This is a genomic window from Sphaerimonospora cavernae, assembly GCF_042435035.1.
GTDB lineage: Bacteria > Actinomycetota > Actinomycetes > Streptosporangiales > Streptosporangiaceae > Sphaerimonospora > Sphaerimonospora cavernae.
In genome coordinates this window covers 33,126-49,508 of the sequence record NZ_JBHMQT010000033.1, presented here as the reverse complement: position 1 = coordinate 49,508, position 16,383 = coordinate 33,126, and the positions used below count along the sequence as shown (strand labels likewise).

Genomic DNA, 16,383 nt, shown 5'->3' with positions numbered 1-16,383 from the left:
CCCGGTCCGGCCGGGAGAGCCTCCCGGCCGGTCCCGGTCAGTATCTCTGTCGAAGGCGGGCCGCACCAGCCCACGCTGGGACACATCCGGTGCTCGACGACAGGAGGACATCATGAGTACCACCATCCCGACCGGTGTGACATCGACCGTCGCCACTCGACCTGCCCGCCTGCTGGGCCTGACCGGCATCGCCGCCGGTCTTCTCTGGGCTGTCCTGACCGTCTGGGAGTACCAGGCCGGCCTGCAGGACGGTCCGCTGATCGGCGCACGGCTCGTCAACCAGATCGGGTTCGCCATCGCCATCGCGGGATACGTCGCCCTGCTCATCGGCGTCCATCGGGCTCGGCCCGCCGGCCCCGGACGCGTGGCCCGTGCCATCACCGGGCTGTTCGCCGCGGCCTGGCTGGTGATCCTGGCCGGCCAGCTGCTCAGCCTGCTGGCCGACCTCAGCGGCGACGACAACCCGCTGCTGGGGATCGGCGGACTCCTCCAGGGCGTAGCCTCTCTTGCCACCGGCATCGCCGTCGCGCGCAGCGGGCGGTGGTCCGGCTGGCAGCGGTGGTGGCCGCTGCTCCTGGCCCTGTACTACGTCGGCGTGCTCCTCGTCCCGGTTTTCGCCGGTCACGAGCCGACCATGCTGACCGAGAGCATCTGGGCCGTGACCTACGCGGTGCTCGGCATCGCTCTCGCCACCGCGACCCGACGCGCCGACGCGGGTCAGAGGTCGTTGCCGGCGTAGGACAGGTTGAAGCTCTTGTTGACCAGCGGGAAGTCGGGGACGATCGCGCCGCTCAGCGCGACGGGCAGGGCCGGCCAGTTGAAGAACGACGGGTCGACGATCTTCACGCGGGACAGCGTCCCGTCTCCGGCGAGCTCGACGCGATGGACGATCGTCCCTCGCCAGCCCTCGGCGATCCCGACGCCCGACGCCGGCCCCCCGGCCGTCACGCGATCGCCGAGCTGGACGCCGGCGGACAGGCCGGCCACCAGCCGGTTGATCAGCTCGACCGAGACCGCGATCTCCTCGGCGCGCACCTGGAACCGGGCGAGCACGTCGCCGCTGGTACGGGTGACCACGCTGAGCGGCCCGATGTCGGCGAACGGGTGGTCGCGGCGGGCGTCCGCGTCGAGGCCGCTGGCCCGTGCGACGTACCCGAGGACGCCGAGGTCCCGCGCCGCCTCCGCCGACAGCTCGGCCGTGCCCGCGAACCGGTCGAGGACGACGGTGTGCCCGAGAGCGAGATCGACGATCTCCGCGACGTCGGCGGCGACGGCCGACATGACGGCGGGATCGGGCAGGACGCGCAGCTCGGCACCGCCCGGGATGACCCCGCCGCGCAGCAGCCGGTGGCCGGTGACCCCGGCGTTGAGCCGCAGCAGCCGCTCACGGACCCGCTGGGCATGGGCGTTCAGGATGGCGTGGGCCACGTCGTTGCACAGCGCGCCGAGGTCGGTGACGTGGTTGTACAGCCGTTCCAGCTCCAGGAGGACGGCCCGCATGAGCTGCGCCTTCCGCGGGACCGTGCATCCCGTGGCCTCCTCCACGGCCAGGCAGTACGCCAGGGCGTGACCGACGGACGTGTCGCCGCTCACCCGCTCGGCGAGCTCGAGCCCGTCGGCGGGGGCGCGGCCCTCGAAGAGCTTCTCGACGCCCTTGTGCACGTACCACAGCCGGGCCTTCAGCTTCAGGATCGTCTCGCCCACGACCGAGAACCGGAAGTGTCCCGGCTCGATCATCCCGGCGTGCACGGGCCCGACGGGGATCTCGTAGACACCCGGCCCGGTCACGGTCACGAACGGAAAGGGCCCCTCGGGGTCGCCGAACGACGGCGGCGGCCCGGCGTCGGAGCGCATCGGATACCACCCGCGCGGCCAGTGGTGGTGGCGCACCAGGCGGCGCGGCAGTGGATGATCGGCTGGCACGATGCCGTACAGGTCGCGCATCTCGCGTTCGAACCGCCCGGCGGGAAACGACAGCGCGGCGAGGCTGGGCACGACCGGATCGCCGACGGGCAGGTGTACCCGCAGCTCGGTACGCCGTTCCGGGCCCTGATCGAAGCCGGCGGCGGTGAACAGATAGACGACGCGGAAACCGCCGGCCTGCTCGCACGCGGACACGAGCGCCAGCCGGTGGCCGCCGTCGCCGAGCAGTCGCGCGGCGTGGCCGGGCAGCTCGCCGGGGCCGATGTCGAGGACGAGGCGTTCGGTCATGGCGTGACTCCGGCGCTGGTGATGGTGGTCGCGGCGGTTTCGAGCAGCGGCCGCAGCGGCCCGGTCCAGACGCCGAGCACGGCGGCCGCGGCCAGCCCGGCGACCAGCGGCAGGGCGGCCGTGCGCGGCAGCAGCCGTACGGCGCCCGCCGGGTCGGCCGAGTCCGCGGCCTCGGGAACATCAGGGTTTTCCGGGGCCTGGGGCGGACCGAGCAGCATGCGCCCGGCGTGGCGGGCGACGGCGGCGAACACGACGAGCAGCAGCACGAGAGCCGCCCCCGTCGCCCAGCCCGCCCAGGTGCCGGATTGGAACCCGGCCCGTACGATGCCGATCTCGCTGGCGAACAGGCTGAACGGCGGCAGCCCGAGCACGGCGGCCAGCCCCAGGCCGAAGGCCCCGGCCAGCAGCGGCGCTCGCCGGGCCAGGCCGCGGATCGCGGTGATCCGGCTGCTGCCGGCCGCCAGGGTGATGTGGCCGGCCGACAGGAACAGCACCGACTTGGCCAGGCCGTGCCCGAGGATGTGCAGCAGGACGGCGGTGAGCGCCAGCCGGCCGCCGATGGCGGCGCCCAGGGCCAGCAGGCCCATGTGCTCGATGCTGGAGTAGGCCAGCATGCGCTTGTAGTCACGCTGGGCGATCAGCAGCGCGGCGGCCACGGCGAGCGAGCCGAGCGCGGCGACCAGCAGCAGCGTCCGGGCGAAACCGGCGCCGAGCGCCGCGTCGGAGATCACCTTGACCCGCAGGATCGCGTAGAACGCCACCGACAGCAGCACGCCGGACATCAGCGCGGACACCGGCGCCGGCGCCTGGCTGTGCGCGTCGGGCAGCCAGGCGTTCATCGGGGCGAGCCCGGCCTTGGCGCCGAAGCCGAGCACGAGCAGGGCGACCGCCATCCGCGTCACGCCGGGGTCGAGCGCGGCGGCCTGCCCGGCCAGCACCGCCCAATCCAGGCCGGCCCCGGCGTCGACACCGGCGTGCTGCCCCGCGTAGTGCAGCAGCACCACACCGAGCAGCGCGAGCGCGATGCCGACCGAGCAGATCACCACGTACTTCCACGCGGCCTCGGTCGCCTCGCGGGTGCGGCGGTGCCCGACGAGGAACGCGGTCAGGATCGTGGTGGCCTCGACCGCCACCCACAGCACGCCCAGGCTGGCCGCCAGCACGGCGAGCGCCATCGCGGCGATGAAACCCTGCGTGAACATGCCGTACCGGCGGGCCGCCCGAGGCCCGGCGTGCCCAGAGTGGGCAGACGCCGTGGCCGACTCGGCGGCCAGGTAGGCGGGGCTGGCGAGCATCGCGAGCAGCGCGACGGCCCCGATCACGATCAGCATGAACGCGCTCAGCGAGTCGGCGCGCAGCAGCCCGCCGAGGGCCCGCCGCGACCCGTCGGCGGTGACGGCGGCCAGCGTGATCGCCGCGGCCAGCGATCCGGCGGCCGCCACCGCGCCGAGCCAGGCCGTGGCGGGCCGCCAGCCCAGGACCGCGTACAGGCAGCCGGCCAGCACCGGCAGCAGCACGGGTGCGCCCACCAGCAGGGTCACGACAGGTCCTCCTCCATCAGTCGTGCAACTCGCGCAGCTCGCCGAGGTCGGTCCCGCCGAAGGCGGCGCGCATCCGCGTGGTCAGGACCTGCAGCACCAGTACGGCCAGCAGCACGTCCAGCGACACGCCGAGCTCGACCACCAGCGGCACCCCGCTGGTGGTGAGGAACGCGGTCGCCGTGATCGCGTTGTCGATCAGCAGGAAGCCGACCACCTGCGACAGCGCCCGCCGCCGGGTGACCAGCACGAAGAAGCCGACCAGCAGCACGGTCAGCGCCACCGGCACCGCCTGGGTGGCGGGGTCGGGCGACAGCCGCACGATCGGCTGGGACACGGCGTAGGCCACCAGCGCGAGCACCGCCGCGGCCAGCAGCGAGGTCGCCACGTTGACCAGCGGCCGCGTCTCACGCGCCTCCTCACCCGCCGTCCCGTTCCCGGGTGGCGGGGTGTTCAGCGCACGCCGCATCAGGTACGGCAGCAGGCCGGCGCGCAGCGCCCCCACTCCCACCGCGACGGCGACCAGATGGACCGACCCCTGGCGCAGGCCGAGCACCACGACCATCGCGCCGAGCGCGACGCCCTGCAGGGCGAACAATCTGACGATGGCCGCCAGGTCGCGCCGCCACAGCACCAGCACCCCCGCGAGCAGGAACGCTCCGCAGGCCAGCGCGAGCCACTGGGCGTACATCGAGTCGCTCATCAGGCACCGCCCGCCAGGAAGAAGGACGCGGCGACCGCCAGCAGGGCCAGCAGGAAGGACCCGGCGAGCAGCTCGGGGATGCGGAACAGGCGCAGCTTGGCCATGAACACCTCACCGACGGCCAGCAGCACGCCCAGGGCGGCAGTCTTCACCGCGAACGCCGCCACACCGATCAGCACGGCCAGCGCTCCCGTACCGGCCGTGGCCACACCCCAGGGCAGGAACAGGCTGCCCAGCAGGCCGAGCAGTACGGTCAGCCGAGCCGCGGAGGCCCACTCGATCAGCGCGAGGTCGGGGCCGGAATACTCCAGCACCATAGCCTCGTGGATCATCGTCAGTTCCAGGTGGGTGGACGGGTTGTCCACCGGGATCCGGCCGGTCTCCGCGATCGTCACCACGGCCAGGGCGACGGCGGCCAGCAGGCTGGCGGGGGACAGCACCCGCATCGGGTCCGCCGCGGTCAGGTCGACGATCGCGCCCAGGTTGGTCGACCCGGCCCGCACCGACAGGGCGAAGACCGACACCAGGATGGTCGGCTCCACCAGCGCGAGCACGGTGACCTCCCGGCTGGCCCCCATGCCGCCGAACGCGGTCCCGGTGTCCAGGCCGCCCAGCGCCAGCGCCACCGATCCCAGCGCGAGCAGCGCGGTCACCGCGAACAGGTCGGCCGCCGAGTCCAGCGGCGACGCCGTGCTGACGAGCGGGACGACGGCCGCCACGACCAGCGCCGTGCCGGCGAGCACCAGCGGCGCCAGGCGGAACGGCCATCCGGTGTCCCGCGGCGTGGTCGGCTCCTTGCGCAGCAGCTTGCGCAGGTCCCGCCACGGCTGCGGCACCCCGGCTCCGGCCCGTCCCTCCATGCGGGCGCGCACCTGGCGCATCAGCCCGACCAGCAGCGGCGCCCCGGCGATGACGAGCACCACCTGCAGCACGGTCGCGATCAGGCCGCTCATGAAACCATCGCTCATGGGATCACCGCCAGGAGGATCAGCAGGCCGGTGAGCGTCCAGAAGCCGTAGGCCAGATAGCGGTGCACGCTGCCGTTGGCCAGCGCCCGCGCCCGGCGGCCGACGGCTTCGACGGCGGCCAGCAGCGGGCCGTACAGCCGCCGCTCGATCCGGTCGGGGACCAGGGCGTGGAAGCGGATCCGCTCCACCAGGTAGGCCGACTCCTTCTTCGGGGTCACATCGACGTCCGTCTCCGGTCGCAGCACGTCGTCGAAGACACGCTGCAGCGGCTCGGCGAAGGACGTCGCCGTGTACTGCATGCGCGTCGACATGGGTCCGACACCGCAGTCCCACAGCCGCGCGACCCGCCGCCCGCGCGCCGCGAGCATCCGTACGGCCCCGGCGAGCAAGATGATCGCCGCCACCACGGCCACGGCGATCAGCAGCGGCGACATGGTGCCCGCGATCCCGGACAGGTGCAGCGTCACGGTCTCCATCGCCGGCCCGGAGACGGGGCCGGTGGCCGGTGCGGCGCCCGGGAGCAGCGTGCCGACCGCGCGGGCCAGGCCGGGCACGATCACGGTGGGGCCAAGCGCGAGGGCGGCGCAGCAGAGCGCGGCCAGGCCCATCCCGCCCAGCATCGACGGCGGGCTCTCCACCGCCCTGTCCGCCTCTGGGCTGCGCGGCCGGGCGAGGAAACCGACGCCGAACGCCTTGACGAACGTGGCGACCGCCAGCCCGGCCGACATCGCCACCACCCCGACGGCCAGCGGCAGCGCCACCGCCCCGGCGACGCCGGAGGCGGGGATCGCGTGGACGAGGCTCTGCAGCAGCAGCCACTCGCTGACGAACCCGTTGCCCGGCGGCAGCGCGGAGGCCGCCAGCGCCCCGATCGCGAACAGCGCCGTCGTGTACGGCATGCGGGCGCGTAGTCCGCCCAGGACGTCCAGGTCCCTGGTTCCGGTGGCGTGCAGCACCGACCCGGCGGCCTGGAACAGCAGCGTCTTGAACGCCGCGTGGTTGACCACGTGCAGCAGCGCGGCCACCAGCGCGAGGGCGGCCAGTCGCGGCGCGCCGCGCGTGGCGAAGAACCCCGCCGCGCCGAGGCCCATCAGCACCAGCCCCATGTTCTCGGTGGTGGAGTAGCCGAGCAGCCGCTTCAGGTCGGAGGAGACCGCGGCCTGCAGGATGCCGTACATCGCGGAGGCGCCGCCGGCGGCCAGCACCAGCAGCCACCACCAGGCCGGGCCACCGCCTTCCGAAGAGCCGCGTAGCAGGTCGAGGCCGACCCGGGCGATGCCGTACACGCCCATGTTGACCATGGCCGCGCTCATCAGCGCCGACACGTGGCTCGGCGCCTCCGGGTGCGCCCGCGGCAGCCACGCGTGCAGCGGGACGACACCGGCCTTGGAGGCGAACCCGGCGAACGTCGCCAGGAACACCGCGTCGCGGGCGAGGGGCGGCAGGTGCGCCGCGCGGAGCTGGTCGAAGGCCTCGCCGTGGGCCCCGGCCGCGAATCCGGCGAGCCCGGCGAGGATCGCGATCAGCCCGAGGTGGGTCATCACGGCGTACCACAGCCCCGCGCCGCCCACGGCCGTACGGCGGCCGTGCTCGGCCAGCACCAGCAGCAGCGAGGTGATCGCCATCAGCTCCCAGGCGACCAGCAGCGTGCTCACGCTCGCCGCGGCCGGCACCAGCAGCATCGACGCGACGAACAGCGGCAGCGTCGCCTGCACCACCCGGCCGGAAAGGCCGTGCCGGGCGTAGCCGATCCCGTAGACGCCCGCGCAGACGGCCACGCCTCCGGTGACCGCGACGAACAGCCCGCCCAGCGGGTCGAGCGCGAGCCGCACCCCGGCCAGCGGCAGCAGATCGGGCAGCCATGCCGACCAGGCGTGCCCGGCCATGGCGGCCCCGCCCGCCACCGCGCCGGCCGCGCCCGCCGCCGCCGTGCCGAGGCCCGACAGCGCGGGCCGGATCCGGGCGGGTACGGCCGGCGCGAGCAGGGCCGTCGCCAGGCACAGGCCGAGCGCGACCGTCAAGAGCGTCCCGGGGAGGTTCATCGGCCGGTCAGCCGCCGCAGCGCCGCGACGATGGCCTCGGGCTCGGGCGGGCAGCCGGGCACCTCGGCGTCGACCGGGACCACGTCGCCCACCGCGCCGGCGACGCCGTACGCGCCGGCGAACACCCCGCAGTCGCGGGCGCAGTCTCCGACGGCGATGACGAGCCGGGGCTGCGGCACCGCTTCGTAGGTGCGGCGCAGCGGCACCTCCATGTTGCGGGTGACCGGGCCGGTCACCAGCAGCGCGTCGGCGTGCCGGGGAGAGGCCACGAGCCGGGCCCCGTACCGCTCGGCGTCGTAGACGGGGCCGAAGGCCGAGCCGATCTCCACCTCGCAGCCGCTGCACGACCCGGCGTCCACGTGGCGGAACTGCACGGACCCACGCAACTCGGCCGCCTCCGGCGGGGCCTCCCCGGTGGGGCGCTCGGGCGCGGGCTCGGCGACCCGTCCGGTCTTTCTGATCTTGCGCCACAGGCTCACGCGGCGACTCCTGCTTCCAACTCGGATGATCTCATTGGGACCGGGGTTGTTCCTCCTGCCGCAGCTCGGCCAGCACCCTCCCCTGGCCGGAGAGTACCTCGGTGAGGATCCGCCGGGCCGCGCGCAGTAGATCGGCCACGTCGCCGCAGCTCAGCGCGTACACAACGGTGGATCCCTCACGGGTGGCGGTCACGAGGCCCGCGCGGCGCAGCACGGCGAGCTGCTGCGACAGGTTCGACGGCTCGACCTCGATGTCCGCGAGCAGGTCACGCACCGGCAGCGGGCCGTCCTGGAGCAGTTCGAGCACCCGTACGCGCACTGGATGGCCGAGCGTGCGGAAGAACTCCGCCTTGACCTGGTGGAGGGGCACGGACATGGTCAGCCCGTGCCTAAGCCGCGTCGCACCGTCAGCGACGTACACCGAAGAAGTTGGATAAGTCCGAAACTCACCAATCCAGTATGTGACGAATTGAAGATTTCTTCAACTCGTCGACCCACCCTCACCCCCCACCCCACCCCCGTGATCTTGCACTTTCTCGCACCAAGCCGTCCCCACCTGCGCCTTTCCCTTTCGTGATCTTGCAATTACTCGCACGCATGGTCTCTGGCCAGGAGCGATGTCCTTCGTGATCTTGCAGTGCAAGATCACGAAGGATGGAGTCGCAGTTCAGGTGGGTCGTGTGCGAGTATCTGCAAGATCACGAAAGAGATCTGGGCAGTTCAGAGGGGCAGACTGCGAGAATTCGCAAGATCACGGGCTTCTCGTGTCCTCTCTTCTCTCTTTTTTGGGGAGTGGAGGTGGTCGACCTGGTTGTAGGCGACGAGCCGGAGGGCGCCGTTCGCATGCCGCCAGCGGGTCAGGGAGGCATTGGCCACCGGGCCGTCCCGGACGATGTCGGCGACCTCCTGCCAGGACAGTCCCTCGATCAGGCGGCGGAGCATCAGCACCACGGCGTCGTGGGCCACCAGGAGAATCCTGCGCCCCGGATGGCGTACGTGCAGGTCGTCGAGGACCTCCCGCAGCCGGGCCGTGACATCGTCGAACGACTCCCCGCCGGGTGGCCGGTAATGAAACTCCCCGACGGTACGGCGCCGCCGGGTTTCAGCCGGGAAGCGGGCCCCGATCGCGGCGTCGCTGAGCAGCTCCAGCTCACCCATCACCCGATCTCGCAGCCGGTCGTCGAAACGCGGTGGCGGCAGGGCTGGTCCGCAAGCGGCGACCACCGCTGACGCGATGCCGAGCGTCTGCCTGGCACGTACGTATGGCGAGCAGAGCACGACCTCGGGACGCTCATCGGTGGGCGACTCCATCAGGCGTACGCCGAGCCGCGCCGCCTGCCAACATCCCAGAGGGGAGAGCGGCACTGCGGCGTCCCGACAGGTGAGCCCCAAATCGAGGGCACCACTCGCCCGCGCGGCCGCGAAGGCGATGTTGGCGGTGCTCTCGCCATGCCTGACCACGATCAGCTCGGCGACGCCAGGAATCGAAGATGGCGGCATATGTCGATGTAATCACGGCGTCGACAACAGGTCAGGCCACCGCCCTGAACCGTTTGGTCAGTTGATCATGCGGCTGAAGGCGTCCGGAGTGACGATGGGGAGCCCGTACGCCCGTGCCTTACGGGCCTTGCCGGAAAGGGTGTCGGGATCGGCCGCGACAAGGAGCCGCACTTTCTTCGTCACGCTGGGATGGGGGGCGTAGCCGGCTCGGCGGGCCCGTGCCTCCCATGCTTCGCGGCCGCCGTCCATCTCCCCGGTGAACACGATCAGGTCGCCGGGCGTCAGCTGGAAGCGGGAGATCGCCGGCGTCGTCTCGCCCGCCGTGCGGCTCAGTGCCGTTTCTACCGCCGCGGGCGGCAGGTCGAGTAGCGCGGCGACCAGTTCCAGCTCGCGGCGTTCGGCTTCGGTGACGACGCCGTCGGCGAGCGCCGCCTCGGCGAGCGCGGCGAGGTAGCCGCGGTGCAGCCGTTCCAGGTCCGCGCGGCCGAGCCCGAGATCCGTGGCGAGCTGGACCAGGGCGTCGGCCTCGGCCGCGGAGATGTGATGGTCGAGAAGCACCTGGTCCAGCAGCGCGAGGTAGGAGTCGGCCGCGGCCGGATGTGGCACGCGGGGGAGCCGGTCGACGATGCGGGCCAGGAAATGTCCGTTGCGGTCGGCCGCGGCGCCACGCCGTACCGCCGGGGTGTCCGAGGGCGGCAGGTGCGGCCATGAGGTCTGGGTCGCGAGGTGGAGCAGGTCCCGCCAGGGGACCGCCGGAGCGGCGAGGCCCAGGTAGTGCCGCAGAAGCGCGGCCGCGGCCCGCGCGTCGATGAGCGCGTCGTGGTGGCCGTTGAGCGGGATGTCGGCCATCGCGCAGCAGGCCGCGAGCGCGCGGGGAGCCTCGGGAAGATAACGGGCGGCCTCGGCCATCGTGCAGATCCCGAGGTCACGTCGGAGCGGGACGTCCGCGCCGAGCCGGCTGAACTCCTGCGAGACGAACCCGAGGTCGAAGGGGAGATTGTGCGCGACCACGACGCGCTCGTGCAGGAGCTCGGCGAGGGTCCCGGCGATGTCCTTGAAGGTCGGGGCGTGCCGTACGTCGGCGGCGCGGATGCCGTGGATGTGCTGCGGGCCCAGATCGCGTTCGGGATTGAGGAGTGTGGCCCACTCGCCGGTCACCTCACCCGTGGGCGTGAGGTGGACGACTCCGATCTCGATGACGCGATCGTTGCGCCTTGGCGCCAATCCGGTCGTCTCCACATCGATGACCGCGTAGCCGAGTGGGTCGTTCGCCATGTCACTCCCTGCTGGCCGTGTGAATCTCCTACACCTGCCTGGAAGATGACATCGGGCGTACGGAAAGTCAGCCGGAACGGGCAGAGTGAGACCAGCTCGTGACGATCCGAGGCACAGGACCGCCCGGGCGGCGTGTGGCAGCCCGGGCGGCTCCGGGGATGCCCCGGCTCAGCGGTGAGTGAAATCAGCGAGCGGAAACAGTCTTCTGCCACTTCTCAATCGTCTGCTTGTACGGCTCCGGCATGTGGAGGGCCGGTACGTCGGCGTAGGCGAAGACGCCGAGCTCCTTGTGCTCGTTGGAGCTGCGGATCTCTTCGTCGCCGGTATAGGTCGCTCCGAAGCTCACGATGAACGTATGGCGTAGCGGCGTGATCTCGTAGACCCAGGTGTCGATGATCTCCTCTACGGACACGGTGATGTTGAGTTCCTCGAAGACTTCTCGGCAGACACAGACCTCCGGGGTCTCCCCCACCTCGAGCTTCCCGCCGGGCAACTCCCACTCGTCGCGCTCGTTCATCAGCAGCGGGACCTTGCCGCCCATGTCGATGACGAGCTTCACGGATATCGGGAGCTGATATTCGAAGTAGCCCGGGTTGCGCTCGACCAGATATTCCGGCATGCCGTTGCTCCGAAGGCGGTCCGGTCCGTCCATATCAGTTCTCACTTTCAAGGGTCAAAAGAATCGCCGCCAAATCGTCGGCATTCTTGAATTTCTTCGCCGCTGCCGCCTGTGTCGGACCTGATTCGCGTTGCCTGATCCGGGCGGTGATGCTGTCGAGACCATCCTCGCGCGCGTGGTGGCCTAGGCTATGCCAATCTGGAAATATCCGATAGTCCGCAACAGCGCGGGCGAAGCCATCGGTACAGAGCAGCAGTGTGTCAATACTCTCCAACGGAAGCGTCTCCGCGTGGACTTTGAAAACCGCGTCGGGATGGCCGGAGAAAACCGATTCTTCATAGACGCCTTTGATGTACTCCGTTCGTCGTGCGAACATCGCGTCTACGATCTCCTGCCTTGTTTGCTGCTGTGACCTGGCCCGCTCGACCGCTCCCGCTTCACGAGCCTCAAAGAAATCGGTACTGATCTCCCGGGCGACCTCTGACTCGCGATAGGCGATAATAGTGGCGTCGCCGATGCGCCCTAGTTGAACATAGTCGTCATGTATTACGGCGAGGCCGATCGAGCAACAGGGGTGATTGTGCAGGTCGTGCGGAGAAAGATCTGCCAGTCGGGTGCGCACGTCTCTCCCCAGAGCATCGAAAACGTCGCCGGCAGTCTTCGCGTCGGCGCCAGAACCGATTACATGCAGACGCTGCTGAACGAGATCCACCAGCCATTGGACATTTGATGCCGCAGGCAGTGTCATTTCATTGGTGAAATCGGTTGCTCCGTCTATCACCCAGGCGAGGTTTCCCGATGCCCCTGCCCGATCCTCCGTCGGCTTCGTCCGCGAGCCGGGACTCTGCGTCAGATCAAGGACTTTCAACGGTCTCGTCACCGTCCTATCAGATGCGGTATCACTATCAATGCCACGCCGGCCAGGAACGAGACCAGCACGCGCCACAACGAGCGCGCGGTCATCAATGAGAAGGCCGAGAAGACGATGACGACGGAGCCTGCCATCACTTGGATGAGAGCTACGCCGTCCGCGGGTTTGCTCTGGCTGGCGATACTTCCTCCCGCAGCGATCAATGCCACGACCGCGGCGAGCAACCCCATCAACTGGAGCTGTTGGTTTTTGAACTCCGCCAACTCCCGTCTACCGCTTTCTTGCATTTCGTCCCAGCGAGCCTGCTGCTCCAGCAGGTCGATCCGTATTCGTGTGGTGTGGTACTGAGTCAGCCGCCTGTGATGATCGCGGCCGTCGCGCGGCTCCAGTTCGATGGCCCGAGTCAGGGAAACGCGAGCCGAATCAAAATCTCGCCGAAGTGCCAGGATGCGTGCTTTTGTTTCATGATAATGAGCGACCTGCCCATTGGAGGATATTATGGCTTTGTCTGCGCATTGCTCCGCTTCTGCGATCTCGTTTTTCGTTGGCGGGGTTGACCTCCGTTCGAGGTATTCTGCCATGAAGGCGGCCAGTTGGTGCACAACTCCAGCGACGTTGGGCATGTCGACAGTCGCCCTACGAGAATATTCCACTGCTTTGCGTAGACTGGCGACATCCCCGCGGTTGCGTTCGATTATGGCGAGGAAAGTAACGAAGTAGGGTTCTCTGGAGAACTGTTTGGCGTAGCGTGCCACTGTTTGCTCGTAGTCGGTGTGCCGTTCTTCTCGCCGTATTCGGAGGAGCAGGCCATATAAGGCACAAAAACGTGTGGATGGTTCAAGTCTGGAAAGTTCCAGTATCTCACGTAATGTCTCTTCTGGTTCGGGGAGGCGCTCGATGGCGCCCCGTATGGCTTGCGGGAAATCCGGGGATGTCTGCTCAGGTAAGCATCTGAGCTCCCGAATGACGGCACCATATTTCTTTGGAGCACGCACGCATTAACCCTGGAGTTGGTCGGAGCGATCGTTTGTCAATTCGAATCCGATGTTCATGTGGGAGTGTGCGGAGGAGCCCATGACTACCGCCATTATCCTAATGGCTTCGCGATTCCCGGTGAATGTTCTGCGGCCGTGTAGAAATCTCTGATTGTGAATCAGGTAGCCCTGCCCCTCCTCAAATAAGTGGACGGCGGGCGTCGTAAGTGCGCCCTGCATCATGGTGAGCAGGGGCTGGGCGCCGACGGTTGCGGCGTGCGGCTGCGCCATCTGATCGGATCTGTACCGGATGCGGTAGCGCTTCGAGTCGGTAGAGGACGAGATGACAGGCAACCAGGGGCGCCCCCTGGATCGTAAGACGACATGTCGTGCCTCTGAGACCAACGTACTGCGCTCGGCGGCCCGGACAATTTCTGCCCCATCCAAGAGAAGGGACTCACCGCCCTTGGAGGAAGGCTGGGTGTAGAGGCATCCCACTATCGTGGGTGGCGCAGGTGAATGTGCGCGATCGGTGTGGAGAGGCAAAGACCGGCGTGTGAAGCCGTTGCCGTTGCCGTCGCTCACCGCGAGTGGCTGGATGACGGTGATCCCGGGGTTGCTCTCATGAGGATGGGAGTAGGGAACCGTCCAATCGCCAAGAAACGAGGTGAGTTCCGCCACGGTGGCCTCGGCCACGAGGACGATGCCGTGAACGGCCAACCATCTTCTGGCTTCTACGGTGGTGAGTTGTCGCCCCATCGGCGTCAACAGTCTCATGCCACGGCCCTCGCTGGGTAGGCAGCAGATCCCGGGTAGGTGGTGCCATGGCAAGTAGACCGCACATCTGCCGCTCTATCCAGTCAGGGTGTGCTCGTCACCGAGCATGCCCGGTTCATAATTCTGTTTGTGGTCTGTCCCCTTCCTGCAGCATAATTGAGTTATGATGCGATATCAGCCTGTTTTTGACTGAAAGGGCGATTATTGTGTGTCGTGGAATCCGTGCTTATGGTTCGCGCTGTGGCCGATGACGTGGATGGAAAGGGCGTGACGGGAAATTGGGCGCTTTCCTTGTCTTCGAGGCCAACGGCTGAGCGCAACTCCCGCAGCTCCCGCTGCCGCTGCTCCTCGTCGTGATCCTCGTCGAGGTGGGTGGGCGCCTGGGCCAGGCCCTAGGCGATGGCGTTGAGCAAACGCGACCAGACCGCCGCGGAAGGGTTACCTCGCTCGTTTGCTCGGCTAAGATCCACAAAAGACGCGTCTCAGGCGGGGATGGCTGACATGGAAAAAGTGCCGGCGGGAGTCGATCCGACTGTTCCGAGTGTGGCCCGCATCTACGACTACCTGCTCGGCGGCAAGGACAACTTCGCCTCCGACCGGGCGGCGGCCGAGAAGCTGATCGCGCTGACCCCCAACGCCCGGGAGGGGGTGCAGGCGAACCGGCGCTTCCTCAGCCGGGCCGTACGACTCATGTGCGAGAACGGTGTCCGGCAGTTCCTCGATATCGGCACCGGCCTGCCCACCCAGGAGAACGTGCACCAGGTGGCGCTGCGCGCGGCGCCCGAATCCCGGATCGTGTACGTCGACAACGACCCCATCGTGCTCAGCCACGGGCGCGCCCTGCTGGAGGACAACGCGCAGACCATCGTCGTGGACGGCGACATGCGGGAGCCGGAGGCCATCCTCGACGACCCCAGGGTCACCGGGCACATCGACTTCGATCAGCCGGTCGGCCTGCTCATGCTCGCCGTGCTGCACTTCGTCCCGGAGGACGAGGACGCCGAGCGGATCGTGAAGACGCTGCGCGACCGCCTCGCACCCGGAAGCGGCATGGCGATCAGCCACCTGTCGTACGGCGACCTCGACGAGGAGCAGATCCGCGAGGGCAGGGCGCTCTACCAGAAGACCTCGGCCGGCTCCGCGACGCCCCGCTCGTACGCGGGGATCATGACGTTCTTCGACGGGTTCGACCTGGTCGAGCCGGGCCTGGTGCCCACCGAGGAGTGGCGCCCCGAGGAGGGGGAGCCCCACCTTCCCCGCCTCCCGGGCGTCGTGGGCTTCGCGGGAGTCGGCCTGCTCCGCTGAGCCCATGACGACGGCGTCCATGACGACGGCCGGGCCGTACTGCGCCGGCGGCTCCGGCCGTCCCGCCTCGCCGTACGCCTCCGGAATGGGCCGTCAGTCGCTCCGGCTGCGGTATCGGATCGAGGTGGGCCCGCAGGATGCGGCGCCCGGCGGGGTTCAGCCGGCCGGGGGACAGGGATGTACGGCGATGACCGCGCCGACGGGCAGCGGCCCGTACAGGTGGGGGAAGCCGTCTTCCACGCGGATGTCCAGGCCGGTGGGGTCGATGTGCAGGACGGCGAGCGGCTCGGTGACGCCGCTGTAGAAGGTGTCGTGGACGTTGCGCAGTTGGGCGGAGTCGCGGCTGCAGTGGATGAAGCCCTCCTGTTCGAGGGTGCGGCCGAGGGTGGAGACGCGGTATTCGCCGGCCTGGCGGGCGGCGTCCCAGTCGGTGAGCAGGGCCAGATGCCGGACAGTGGCCTGGGCGGCCCATTCGTGTTCGAGGACGGCGTAGACGATCTCGCTGGTCCACTCGCCTTTGACGTGTTCGTTGTCCAGGAGGTGGGCTTCCTGGCGCATGCCGAGCTTGCGCAGGACGGCGGCCGAGGCGGTGTTGCGGGCGTCCAGCCTGCCGGTGACGCGGTGCAGGCCGAGCTGGTCGAAGCCCAGGCGGAGCATCTCGCGGGCGGCTTCGCCGGCATAGCCGCGGCCGTGGTGGTGGGGGTGGAGGATGTAGCCGATCTCGCCTTGGCGGTGTTCCCGGCTGGTCCAGATGAGCAGGATGCTGCCGATGACCTCGCCGCTGTCGGCCAGGGTGATCGCCAGTTCGATGACGTCGCCCTCCTGGTGCAGGGCGGTACGGGTGATCTTTGCGTCGAGGGACGCGCGGGAGGCGTCGAGGTCGCGGGGGTGCCAGTAGAGGTAGCGGGCGACATCGGGGAGGGACTCGTAGGCGTGGATCGCGTCGAGGTCGCCGGAGGTGAAGGGGCGCAGCAGGAGGCGGCGGGTGGTGATGGGGTGGCGAGGGTGAAGCACAGGGCGGAAGTCTAGGGAGGAGGCCAGGGGGCGGCAACGCGTTTTCGAACGCGGCTCGGCACGTGAACCTAACTAACATTCCCGATCGTGCATAATGTTAGGGAGTG

The 16,383-nt window shown here is 69.3% G+C and carries 16 protein-coding genes; 2 read left to right on the top strand and 14 right to left on the bottom strand.

Annotation, left to right across the window (positions count from 1 at the left end):
- The first annotated feature begins 112 nt into the window (after window positions 1-112).
- A complete protein-coding gene (locus ACFHYQ_RS15225) occupies window positions 113-739 on the top strand; it encodes a hypothetical protein (RefSeq protein ID WP_394301793.1) in 627 nt (208 codons plus the stop codon).
- Here ACFHYQ_RS15225 and ACFHYQ_RS15220 read toward each other — a convergent pair.
- From ACFHYQ_RS15220 to ACFHYQ_RS15160, 13 genes are all read right to left on the bottom strand, one after another.
- Entirely contained in the window at window positions 718-2,211 is a 1,494-nt protein-coding gene (locus tag ACFHYQ_RS15220) for a hydrogenase large subunit (protein WP_394301792.1), read from the bottom strand. The genes ACFHYQ_RS15225 and ACFHYQ_RS15220 overlap by 22 nt on opposite strands.
- Entirely contained in the window at window positions 2,208-3,752 is a 1,545-nt protein-coding gene (locus ACFHYQ_RS15215; protein ID WP_394301791.1) for a proton-conducting transporter transmembrane domain-containing protein, read from the bottom strand. The genes ACFHYQ_RS15220 and ACFHYQ_RS15215 overlap by 4 nt, the downstream gene beginning before the upstream one ends.
- A 16-nt stretch (window positions 3,753-3,768) precedes the next feature.
- On the bottom strand, window positions 3,769-4,452 hold the full coding sequence (locus ACFHYQ_RS15210; protein WP_394301790.1) for a hypothetical protein: 684 nt from the start codon (window positions 4,450-4,452) through the stop codon (window positions 3,769-3,771).
- Window positions 4,452-5,420: a respiratory chain complex I subunit 1 family protein gene (locus ACFHYQ_RS15205; RefSeq protein ID WP_394301789.1), complete on the bottom strand. Its 969-nt coding sequence runs from the start codon at window positions 5,418-5,420 to the stop codon at window positions 4,452-4,454. Before ACFHYQ_RS15205 ends, ACFHYQ_RS15210 begins: the two co-directional genes overlap by 1 nt.
- Window positions 5,417-7,441, bottom strand: a complete 2,025-nt coding sequence (locus ACFHYQ_RS15200) for a proton-conducting transporter transmembrane domain-containing protein (RefSeq protein WP_394301788.1) — start codon at window positions 7,439-7,441, stop codon at window positions 5,417-5,419. Before ACFHYQ_RS15200 ends, ACFHYQ_RS15205 begins: the two co-directional genes overlap by 4 nt.
- A 17-nt stretch (window positions 7,442-7,458) precedes the next feature.
- On the bottom strand, window positions 7,459-7,941 hold the full coding sequence (locus ACFHYQ_RS15195; RefSeq protein WP_394301787.1) for an NADH-quinone oxidoreductase subunit B family protein: 483 nt from the start codon (window positions 7,939-7,941) through the stop codon (window positions 7,459-7,461).
- Between the two features lie 31 nt (window positions 7,942-7,972).
- Window positions 7,973-8,317, bottom strand: a complete 345-nt coding sequence (locus ACFHYQ_RS15190; RefSeq protein ID WP_204016967.1) for an ArsR/SmtB family transcription factor — start codon at window positions 8,315-8,317, stop codon at window positions 7,973-7,975.
- 344 nt (window positions 8,318-8,661) lie between these two features.
- The gene (locus ACFHYQ_RS15185; protein WP_394301786.1) at window positions 8,662-9,441 is read right to left on the bottom strand and encodes a histidine phosphatase family protein; all 780 of its coding nucleotides are present in this window, start codon (window positions 9,439-9,441) and stop codon (window positions 8,662-8,664) included.
- A 57-nt stretch (window positions 9,442-9,498) separates the two neighbouring features.
- On the bottom strand, window positions 9,499-10,716 hold the full coding sequence (locus ACFHYQ_RS15180) for an exonuclease domain-containing protein (RefSeq protein ID WP_394301785.1): 1,218 nt from the start codon (window positions 10,714-10,716) through the stop codon (window positions 9,499-9,501).
- Window positions 10,717-10,900: 184 nt separating this feature from the next.
- Window positions 10,901-11,335, bottom strand: a complete 435-nt coding sequence (locus ACFHYQ_RS15175) for an NUDIX domain-containing protein (RefSeq protein ID WP_204017023.1) — start codon at window positions 11,333-11,335, stop codon at window positions 10,901-10,903.
- A 34-nt stretch (window positions 11,336-11,369) separates the two neighbouring features.
- Window positions 11,370-12,215, bottom strand: coding sequence for a protein phosphatase 2C domain-containing protein (locus tag ACFHYQ_RS15170; protein WP_204016974.1), 846 nt, complete (start codon window positions 12,213-12,215; stop codon window positions 11,370-11,372).
- The gene (locus ACFHYQ_RS15165) at window positions 12,212-13,201 is read right to left on the bottom strand and encodes a hypothetical protein (protein ID WP_394301784.1); all 990 of its coding nucleotides are present in this window, start codon (window positions 13,199-13,201) and stop codon (window positions 12,212-12,214) included. Before ACFHYQ_RS15165 ends, ACFHYQ_RS15170 begins: the two co-directional genes overlap by 4 nt.
- 3 nt (window positions 13,202-13,204) lie before the next feature.
- The gene (locus tag ACFHYQ_RS15160; protein WP_394301783.1) at window positions 13,205-13,957 is read right to left on the bottom strand and encodes a TauD/TfdA family dioxygenase; all 753 of its coding nucleotides are present in this window, start codon (window positions 13,955-13,957) and stop codon (window positions 13,205-13,207) included.
- A gap of 501 nt (window positions 13,958-14,458) precedes the next feature.
- On the opposite strand from ACFHYQ_RS15160, the gene ACFHYQ_RS15155 reads away from it, so the two are divergent.
- Complete coding sequence (locus ACFHYQ_RS15155) at window positions 14,459-15,262, top strand: SAM-dependent methyltransferase (protein ID WP_394301782.1); 804 nt, start codon at window positions 14,459-14,461, stop codon at window positions 15,260-15,262.
- Between the two features lie 156 nt (window positions 15,263-15,418).
- Here ACFHYQ_RS15155 and ACFHYQ_RS15150 read toward each other — a convergent pair whose 3' ends face one another.
- On the bottom strand, window positions 15,419-16,276 hold the full coding sequence (locus ACFHYQ_RS15150; RefSeq protein ID WP_394301781.1) for a GNAT family N-acetyltransferase: 858 nt from the start codon (window positions 16,274-16,276) through the stop codon (window positions 15,419-15,421).
- Window positions 16,277-16,383: the final 107 nt, after the last annotated feature.

Excerpts from the sequence above, each read along its gene's own strand:
- ACFHYQ_RS15225 (WP_394301793.1), top strand. The coding sequence starts at position 113 with ATGAGTACCACCATCCCGACCGGTGTGACATCGACCGTCGCCACTCGA.
- ACFHYQ_RS15220 (WP_394301792.1), bottom strand. The coding sequence starts at position 2,211 with ATGACCGAACGCCTCGTCCTCGACATCGGCCCCGGCGAGCTGCCCGGC.
- ACFHYQ_RS15210 (WP_394301790.1), bottom strand. The coding sequence starts at position 4,452 with ATGAGCGACTCGATGTACGCCCAGTGGCTCGCGCTGGCCTGCGGAGCG.
- ACFHYQ_RS15205 (WP_394301789.1), bottom strand. The coding sequence starts at position 5,420 with ATGAGCGATGGTTTCATGAGCGGCCTGATCGCGACCGTGCTGCAGGTG.
- ACFHYQ_RS15190 (WP_204016967.1), bottom strand. The coding sequence starts at position 8,317 with ATGTCCGTGCCCCTCCACCAGGTCAAGGCGGAGTTCTTCCGCACGCTC.
- ACFHYQ_RS15185 (WP_394301786.1), bottom strand. The coding sequence starts at position 9,441 with ATGCCGCCATCTTCGATTCCTGGCGTCGCCGAGCTGATCGTGGTCAGG.
- ACFHYQ_RS15180 (WP_394301785.1), bottom strand. The coding sequence starts at position 10,716 with ATGGCGAACGACCCACTCGGCTACGCGGTCATCGATGTGGAGACGACC.
- ACFHYQ_RS15175 (WP_204017023.1), bottom strand. The coding sequence starts at position 11,335 with ATGCCGGAATATCTGGTCGAGCGCAACCCGGGCTACTTCGAATATCAG.
- ACFHYQ_RS15160 (WP_394301783.1), bottom strand. The coding sequence starts at position 13,957 with ATGAGACTGTTGACGCCGATGGGGCGACAACTCACCACCGTAGAAGCC.
- ACFHYQ_RS15155 (WP_394301782.1), top strand. The coding sequence starts at position 14,459 with ATGGAAAAAGTGCCGGCGGGAGTCGATCCGACTGTTCCGAGTGTGGCC.